The organism is Paenirhizobium cremeum, assembly GCF_022884085.1.
GTDB classification, from domain to species: domain Bacteria; phylum Pseudomonadota; class Alphaproteobacteria; order Rhizobiales; family Rhizobiaceae; genus Allorhizobium; species Allorhizobium cremeum.
Genome location: NZ_JAGGCS010000013.1, coordinates 146,470 through 155,013, shown reverse-complemented (window position 1 = coordinate 155,013; position 8,544 = coordinate 146,470). Strand labels below are relative to the sequence as shown.

General features: G+C 54.9%; 6 protein-coding genes. 3 read left to right on the top strand and 3 right to left on the bottom strand.

Translation table 11 applies throughout. The annotated features are described in order from the left end of the window. The first annotated feature begins 23 nt into the window (after positions 1–23). Positions 24–1,118 (top strand): RHE_PE00001 family protein, encoded by a 1,095-nt coding sequence (locus J5N58_RS20860; protein WP_244712831.1) that lies wholly within the window; start codon positions 24–26, stop codon positions 1,116–1,118. Between the two features lie 3 nt (positions 1,119–1,121). Here J5N58_RS20860 and J5N58_RS20855 read toward each other — a convergent pair whose 3' ends face one another. The 3 genes from J5N58_RS20855 to J5N58_RS20845 are packed head-to-tail and all read right to left on the bottom strand — an operon-like array spanning position 1,122 to position 6,257. After that, on the bottom strand, positions 1,122–2,360 hold the full coding sequence (locus tag J5N58_RS20855; RefSeq protein WP_244712813.1) for a phosphorylase family protein: 1,239 nt from the start codon (positions 2,358–2,360) through the stop codon (positions 1,122–1,124). 1 nt (position 2,361) lies between these two features. Continuing rightward, positions 2,362–2,823 carry a DNA-binding transcriptional response regulator gene (locus J5N58_RS20850; RefSeq protein WP_244712811.1) on the bottom strand — a complete coding sequence of 154 codons (462 nt, stop codon included), beginning with the start codon at positions 2,821–2,823 and terminating at the stop codon, positions 2,362–2,364. Beyond that, a complete protein-coding gene (locus J5N58_RS20845; RefSeq protein ID WP_244712809.1) occupies positions 2,820–6,257 on the bottom strand; it encodes a hypothetical protein in 3,438 nt (1,145 codons plus the stop codon). The genes J5N58_RS20850 and J5N58_RS20845 overlap by 4 nt, the downstream gene beginning before the upstream one ends. A 209-nt stretch (positions 6,258–6,466) precedes the next feature. On the opposite strand from J5N58_RS20845, the gene J5N58_RS20840 reads away from it, so the two are divergent. Together J5N58_RS20840 and J5N58_RS20835 are read left to right on the top strand one after the other, a co-directional pair. Continuing rightward, a protein-coding gene (locus tag J5N58_RS20840; RefSeq protein ID WP_244712807.1) for an IS3 family transposase occupies positions 6,467–7,680 on the top strand; the annotation gives its coding sequence in 2 pieces (ribosomal slippage) (positions 6,467–6,803 and positions 6,803–7,680; 1,215 coding nt in all). Between the two features lie 346 nt (positions 7,681–8,026). Continuing rightward, on the top strand, positions 8,027–8,509 hold the full coding sequence (locus J5N58_RS20835) for a hypothetical protein (RefSeq protein WP_342346012.1): 483 nt from the start codon (positions 8,027–8,029) through the stop codon (positions 8,507–8,509). Positions 8,510–8,544: the final 35 nt, after the last annotated feature.

Here is an 8,544-nt window from a genome sequence, read left to right as displayed (position 1 = left end):
TATGACATTCCCCGGATTGAAATCTGGAAGTAAAAGCCACAGCCGCGGTCGCGCTTGCCCGGCTCGACGAGCGCATCGCCCGCTCTCCCGTCGGCGAGGGCTTTCTCGAGCGCTCGCATTTCCTCGACGCGCACGCCTCGCTCTGGGTCGATGGCGAACTTGTCCATCTCGAAGACCTCGTCCTGCATGACACGCTCCGGGACATCCGTGCTCCCACCCATGAACTCACCATCGCCCGCGACATCCTGAAAACCCGACGCCGCATCGCCGCTCATCCAGCCACCTGGGCACTCTCGAGCCCCGGCCTCGCCTCCCTCCGCGGGCAGGCGTGGCCTGCAGCATCATTGGGTGGAGACGGAGAGGGGGTGCCGGATGGGAATGTTGAGGTGAGCGATACTCCGGCTGGGGTAGGGGAGGCCGAGCATCCCGACATTGATGATCTGGGTGATGCGTTTGCCGCGATCGATGCGGTGCTGGCCCGGTCCGAGGCCGCGATCGAAGAGGCCAAGAAGCCGGGACGTGTGAAGAACGCTCCGGATAAGGATCCCTTCGTCTACGATCTCGACTGGGATGAGGACGAGCGGCTGGCGGATTGGCAGGCTGTGCTGGCGCGGACCCAGGATCTGCCGCCGGTCCTGCAGTTCATCTTGGCGCTCGACGCCTGGAATGAAATCGCCGTGCTCCAGCATGCGCCTTGGCTCGGTCGGCTGCTGGCTGCCTCGATCCTGCGCGAGGGCGGCGTCACTACCGGTGGCCATCTCGCAGCGATCAATGTCGGGCTCAAGGCTATTCCCGTCGATCGGCGCCGGCATCGTGATCGCGAGACGCGGTTGCTGGCCATAGCAAGGGCGCTGACGGTTGCCGCCGAGACGGGGCTGAAGGAGCATGACCGGCTGGTGCTGGCGCGGCAGATGATGATGCGCAAACTGGAGGGGCGGCGGACGTCGTCCAGGCTGCCTGAGTTGGTCGACCTGGTCATGGCGCGGCCGCTGATCTCGGCCGGCATGGTGTCGAAGACGCTCGAGGTGACGCCGCAAGGCGCGCGGCGTATTGTTCGGGAACTTGGTCTTCGCGAGATGACGGGCAGGGGGAGGTTTCGGGCCTGGGGAATCTTGTAGTGGTTAGGCTGGCAGTTCCGAAGGCCTCATAAGGTATTTTTTGATAAACTTGAACGCAAACTGCGCGCTCACATGAACTGCGTAAGCTCTAAAATCATCATCCTTCGTCGTATCTGCGAAATCTGATACAGCTTTGGCCGCGAATGCGATTGGCCGAGGTCTGGAGCAAGTTTCCGCGGCCATCATCAAGCCGTAGGCTTCCATTTCTACACCATGAAGCTTCCGGTTCTGGCTCTTGATTTCTTGCACGACAGCCTCATCGCCCAAGACGGAGGCACCACTTGCTACTGCTTCCACATAGCAGCTAAGCGACTCACGAGGCTTCGTCCCAGTAAATGATGATCTAATGGATGCTAGAAGCTCTTCGTCTTTCGACGCTTGGATGAGAAGCGGCCTGATATCTGGACTGATCCTTAGTTGATCAGGGTTCGCGGAAAACCGTGGTTTACCCTCGATCACTTCGTACTTTCCAGACCCCCAGTCCCAGCTAGGGTCGGCTATGAGAATATCGCCTAACTGCACTCGCCCTCTTAACCCCCCTGTAATACCGGTCATTATCATGTGCTTCGGTCGATACAGGTCGATGATCTTGGATGAAAGAGCTGCGGTCGCTGCCATGCCCATCCTACTAGATGTTGCAGCGACGAGGCGTTTAGATGCCGCGCCTACCTGAAGCGTCGCTTCGTGATACGTCGTCCCATCCTGTTCCGACTGATACGATGACCAGTCTAATGGGAGCTGCAATACGCCGCTTAACTCGTCGTCCAACGCTGTTACAAGAGCTATGTCGCAAGCCCTGGCTTTTCTGGGGCGGCTGACAATCGAGTTGAGCGCGGATAGGATGTACCTCACTCGTCCCCTAAGCTGATTCCGCCAAGTCTCACTGGCGCTGTCGTAGTTGATAATGCCCCACAACTCACCTGTATCGTCACCAGCAGTCGCAACGGCTTCTGCGTTTCCAGAGATCGTAACGACGTAAGTTGGCACAAAGAACGACGGGCGAGATATCAAGGAGCGAACGAAGTCTAAACCCCCACCAGCCGTGGGAGCGAGGTCTGCTCGATCTGGGATATGCAGATCCACAATGAGTAGGTCGACGGCAGACCGTCGCAAAATTGCCTTAGCGGCGTTAGCATCAGTACAAGTCTCTATATCTGAGAGAGAAATTCCGTCAACTGAAGTCAAGGTTGCTACAATATTTCGCAGTTTATGAACGTCATCTTCTACTATCAGTATATTCATGTCATAATTCCAATGTATCTATGCTTTTTATTGCGAGGCGCAGATGATCTCTCCACTCGTCGCTGGTGGCATTAAAATATACAGAACCGCGATAAATGCCCCCGAATTCTGTTGCCAGATCTTCATCCAAAGTGGAAAGCGTCGTCGCTTCGCTGCCTGAGCCAAAGGTGTCGAAGCCAGTCACCACGACCACCGGATAGCCCAATAAACGCCTCTTCATTTGGCGCAGCAACTCGCGGCCGCCCAACTTCATAGGTCGCCCGCCGTCCGCTCCAGGTTGGATGTCATATGTGGGTAGCGTCATATCAAGAATGACCAATGCAAACTCTGATGAACTGAGTGAACGCAGCCCAGACTTGTATGATCGGGCACGCTCGATGTGATGGTCAGGCAGTTCTGCTACGAGGAAGGAGCCTATTCGTTCGCCTTTGAAGTCATCGTCCTCAATGAGAAGGATCTTCATTTGATAATTGCCTTCGCTTCCATACCAATAACAACGCAATACGATGCAGCGGTCTCGTACCCAAATGACAATGTATACTTGGATAGTAAGTCATGCTTCAAAATTCGAACAATCTTAGCGTATCCGGATCCTCCTTCAGTAGTGGCCAGGCCACGAGCACTGATTTCGGTTTCCAAAATGTCCCGCAGCTCTCTCAGGCGCAAATTCCGCTGTTCGTAATCGACAACCTCCATGCATGAATTTGTAAGTCGTAATTCTAGCCAACCAGAATCTACCTTAGTCGACAGGGAAATGGCTGGTCGCCGACCACTGAAACCACAGTGCTTGATGGCATTATCGAGCGCAGTGAACACCATGTAAACCAGACTTTCCAGCGTGCGACCACGGCACTCGAATGTGACCTCATCAGTTCGAGTGAGCTCGATGTCGAGGTTCGGGTGGCAAGCCCGAATACTCTCGGTGGCAACTTCAACTGCGACACCGAATTCGTAGTCTGGTCGCTCAGTACCTCGAGCAAGAGTGAACCAGTTCGCCACACTCGCGACGTTTACCGATAGCTGCGTCCGTGCGGCAGCGATCGCGTCTCTGATAGGCAGTACATGTTGTTCAGCTAGCTGTTTCGTAAGATCCCGCTCTAGTTCATCGGTAAGCGAATGCACGGTGGTTTGAAAATCTCCTTCAATGAACCGCCGAACCTGCACTAGGGTCTGTTCTAAAACATCCCAGAACTGGTCGATGACTTTATCCATAAACAGGTCAAAGCTTGTTTCGGCCGAGATCTCGCTCTGAATCTTCAAGCTGTCTGGTTCAAAAGTCTGGAATACGAATAGTCCCTCCGGGAGTTGTTCAGATCGGACCTGGACCCGTTTGCGAACCAAGTCCTCAATGGCTGCATCAATCTGCTCGGAGAATTTAGCCAGTCTGTTGGCAAGCCAACTCGCAAGTTGATGGTCATCAATAGCAAGCCGGTTGGCCCAAAATTCATCCGGGACGTAGCGACCCTTGTCACGCTGAGTGACAAGGGTCTGCATTTCAAAAGCGCTCCGGAGCTGGTTTCCCATCGTCCCGTGCCGTACACGAGTACTTAAATATGCCTCAAGCCCATACTCTTGGCTCGATATAAGTAGCCGCATCACATCATTCACAAGACGGTGAAATTGAAGGTCACTTTCGTTTGCTGGTAGATCGGGAAACATCACTCTGATCCCGTCGGCGTTCACTTCCGAAAGGATGCGCTGTACCTTGCGCATAAGCTCCACTCGCTCGCTGCTGGGGGTGCCCTCGGAGAGTGTCGCTGTCAATCGAATATAGGCATCACGCAGCGTCTTCTCTGCTTGTCGCTTGATGCCCTCTGTGTCGACATAAATCTTGGTCCGTTCAACCTGCTGAAATCGCTCTCGAACGACTCTCCGACGAGTTATTTCCCTGATTTCATCGAGGTATCGCTGACGATCGCGAGGGTCTATTTCCGAAAGGATTCGGCAGATTTCCAGTCGCTCTAACTCAGCCTGTGCCGCGTTATCGACGGAGATAAAGCGATCTAGCACCGGTGGCGAGCAAACTTGATCTAGGAAGATGGGAAGGAGGCTCGCATCTTCATCGTCAGCGCTCAGATTGATTTCTGAGGGGCGCTCCATGCCGCGGCTCAGCACATATTCCTCTGCGGCGTCAGCTTGCGCGCCAACGTCTGTACCTCCTCCGAACCGGTTGTGTATGTAATGGCAGATAGACAAAGCTATCTCTTCGTATGGAGGCCGCGAGCCCGCCTCACTAAGCTGCTGCAATAGAGGTTCTATCTTGAAAAGAGGGTGCAGGCGCTCATTACGTCGATGTGCTCTTGCCGCAACACGTAAAGCGTCTTTCAACCGATTGTTCGAGGCGAATGCAATGAAGAGCTCTCGAAGCGCATCGTTCGCGACGACATCGAGCTCATTTGCTTCGAGACTCGAAAGTATATTGATCGCCTCGGATTGTCGACCCAGTCTAGACAATGCCCTGGCTGCATAGAGGGCTGCTCTCTCAGGTGGCAGTCGCACTAGCAAATTTTCATTCAATTCTTCTTTGCCAAAAAGGGAAATCGCATGCTGCAATTCTATGGCTAGCGAGTCACTGAATCGGTCTCTCGCGGCGTCTAGCACGGCGGATTCGTCTGGCACGGGCAACAGTCTTAATTGCCTCGGAGTAATTGTTCGAGAGTTGAGTGCTGCGAACACGTGGTCAGGTTCGATCGAAGTGCTGTCTGAATCAGAGAAGAGGGTCCGAACCACAGTGGCTAATGGGCGGTGGGCTCCTGACAAGCCTTCCCTTGAGAGGGAGGCGAACGCAGTTTGTTCATCTTCGGAAAAGGTGATGATTGCTGAAATGTGCCGCACGATGTCAGCTGTTCGAACCGGGAGTTCCGGACTGCACTCAGACCTGATTGTAGCATGTGCCAGCAACGTATACAGGCCGCAGCTTGAGGGATCGTCTGAGATCTGCCGACTTAGCTCAGCTGCGGCTAGATCGTATTCACCTCTGGTGTATAGATCAGCAGCGTCAGTATCAACACGCGAGAGCAAATTTGATATTTCGTTGGGGTCTAGAGTTTCGTTTATGAGTTCTAGTCTGTAGTCACTTATCAAACTGCGAAGCCGATTTACCGCCAACAATATGAAGGGGCGTAGGCCCGGATTCTGCCGGCTTTGCACTGTCAGGGACTGGAGTATGTCGACGAGGGCCATATAGCGATCAATGATCGGCGCTGATTCAGATGCAGCGGCAATGTGTTCGCACTCATGTAGCGTCTGGGGCGGAATACTAAGTGTGTGGTACTTCAGAAAAGATCTGAGATCGTCTCTTATGGCATTGCTGTCTAGGGATCGGTCGATTTGTGACAAATACTGAGCAGATGTCACCGATTTATCCGCCCTGTAGGACATCATATATACAAGCCAGGAGACGATACTGCCGTCTCGGCCACTGCCAATCAGATCGCTGACGTAATCATCATACCTTCCAGTGTCGATATGGGAAAGCAAAGTGAGGCGCCTCGAAAGTAGCCAAAGCGAAAGCCCGAGACGCCCTTGTATTTTGTCGATCAACTCTAGCCCATTTGGGAAATCGCCAAAAATATATAGATCATTGAATCGGGCTTCATCGGAGATAAACGCATTTAATTCTTTGGAAAATTTCAGGCATACCTCGATGTTCCACAGAATGTCTGATGCAATGCCCATTGACCTCAGGCGAGGGCTCGACCAAAGTTCTGCAAAGCGTGTTGGGAAACCGTTCTTAGCCACCGACGATTTGAACAGTGGCACATGGCCCAACTCACCGAACAACGGTGTTGGGGATTGGTCACCCAGTTGAGCCCTGATCTCCTGCAATGCAGATCGTGGGTTCTTCCGGCTTCCGACTTCTTTACGAAAAACTTTAGCCCAGTTTGTAACCTTCACTTTTGTCCCACCTTGGAAGCTTGGCGGAAGACCAAGCAAGTTTCGGTCGATGTCATCTAGCAACCAATGATCTACCTATTACCCACTCGGTGCTTTTCACGGTAGTAGGAACTACGCATTTTTGCTCAAATCCTGTTGAACTGCCCCCCATTTCGACCGGACAGTCGGCATAAGCAGAAAGGCTCAAGCACAGGCTTGAGGACAGGCTTATGTCTAACGAGTATCGACACGTTGAATTGCTGACGGGTGATGTCCGCCGTAGACGGTGGACAACCGAGCAGAAGCTGACGATCATCGAGCAGAGTTTCGAACCAGGCGAGACGGTGTCTTCGGCCGCTCGCCGCCATGGCGTTGCGCCCAATCTGCTTTACCGCTGGCGCAGGCTCTTGAGTGAGGGAGGTGCTGCAGCCGTGGATTCTGACGAGCCGGTTGTCGGCAATTCGGAAGTGAAGAAGCTGGAGGATCGTGTCCGCGAGCTGGAGCGCATGCTCGGCCGCAAGACGATGGAGGTCGAAATCCTCCGGGAAGCCTTGTCCAAAGCAGACTCAAAAAAACGGATATCGCGGCCGATCTTGTTGCCGAAGGACGGTTCCCGATGAAGGCTGTCGCCGACACGCTCGGCGTTTCCCGTTCCAATCTGATCGAGCGCCTGAAAGGCAGATCGAAGCCGCGCGGCTCCTATCACAAGGCCGAGGATGCAGAGCTTTTGCCCATCATCCGCAGGCTGGTGGATCAAAGGCCAACCTATGGCTATCGGCGGATCGCCGCGCTCCTCAATCGCGAAAGGCGAGCCGCCGATAAGCCTATCGTCAACGCCAAGCGGGTTCATCGCATCATGGGCAACCATGCCATGCTGCTGGAGAAACACACGGCCGTTCGCAAGGGCCGCCTCCACGACGGCAAGGTGATGGTCATGCGCTCGAGCCTGCGCTGGTGCTCGGACGGTCTGGAGTTCACCTGCTGGAACGGCGAGGTCATTCGTCTCGCCTTCATCATCGATGCTTTCGACCGGGAGATCATCGCCTGGACGGCGGTCGCCAACGCGGGCATTTCCGGCTCTGACGTGCGCGACATGATGCTGGAGGCGGTCGAGAAGCGGTTCCGCGCAACTCGAGCCCCGCACGCAATCGAGCATCTCTCGGACAATGGCTCTGCTTACACCGCGAGGGACACGAGGCTGTTTGCCCAGGCGCTCAATCTGACACCCTGCTTCACGCCGGTGGCCAGTCCGCAGTCAAATGGCATGTCGGAAGCCTTCGTCAAAACCCTGAAGCGGGACTATATCCGCATCGCAGCACTACCGGACGCCGAAACAGCGCTCCGGCTCATCGACGGATGGATCGAGGACTACAACGAAATCCATCCCCATTCCGCGCTCAAGATGGCTTCCCCTCGGCAGTTCATCAGGGCTAAATCAAACTAGCCGACATGTCCGGTGAAACGGGGTGCACTCCACCTGTGTCCCGATCGGAATGCGATGGGGTGGTCAATATGCAGGATGCCCTTCTAACCTCGGAACTTCCGGGAGCGCAGTATGCCGTCATTAACGCTGCCTGTAGAAAGACCGAGGCGCGACGTACGAGAGTTCAGTGTGGTTGGTGAGCAGCCGCGCATCGTAGACTACATTGTTCGCCCCCTGGGACAAACACAGAGGGTTTCATCGACAGGGCCGTTGAATTGTCGACCGCAACAAGGCTGTCTGCCTCTATACCCTCAATGCCCTGTTAAGCGAGAGCCTCCAGCTCCTACTCCACATGCCGGAGGTGGCATTGCGCAATCGTATCCACCAGGTCATGGCCGAGGCGCATGGAGATACCTGGTTCGACATGCCTAAGCACCAGCTCAACGCCATCCAGCCCGACATGCTGGCCAGAGCCCGCCAGGATATTGCCGAGAAGGGCAAGGACGACACCCCTGCCCGGATCGTTGCAGCGCTCACCTTCGGCTTTTGGACAGCCATGCTTGGTAAGGAATACGAGAACCTGTGGCAGCAGACCCTGAAGGACATCGCCAGGCGCGAGGATGTCAAGGGTCTTCGCCGCAAGGACTTCACCAGGCCGCTTGGTCCGATCCGGACCTTGCGCAACCGCCTCGCCCATCATGAGACGGTCCTCTATTGGGATCTGCCGAAGCACCACGGAAATATCCTGCAGATGATAAGCTGGCTGTCGCCGGTCGCGGCCGACTGGTGCCGGGCGTATTGTTGGTTTCAGAGCCTCTATCCCGTCGAGGGCGTCAATTTGATTTCCTAACGAGGATCTGCCGGCGTCCATCGATCTAATAGATG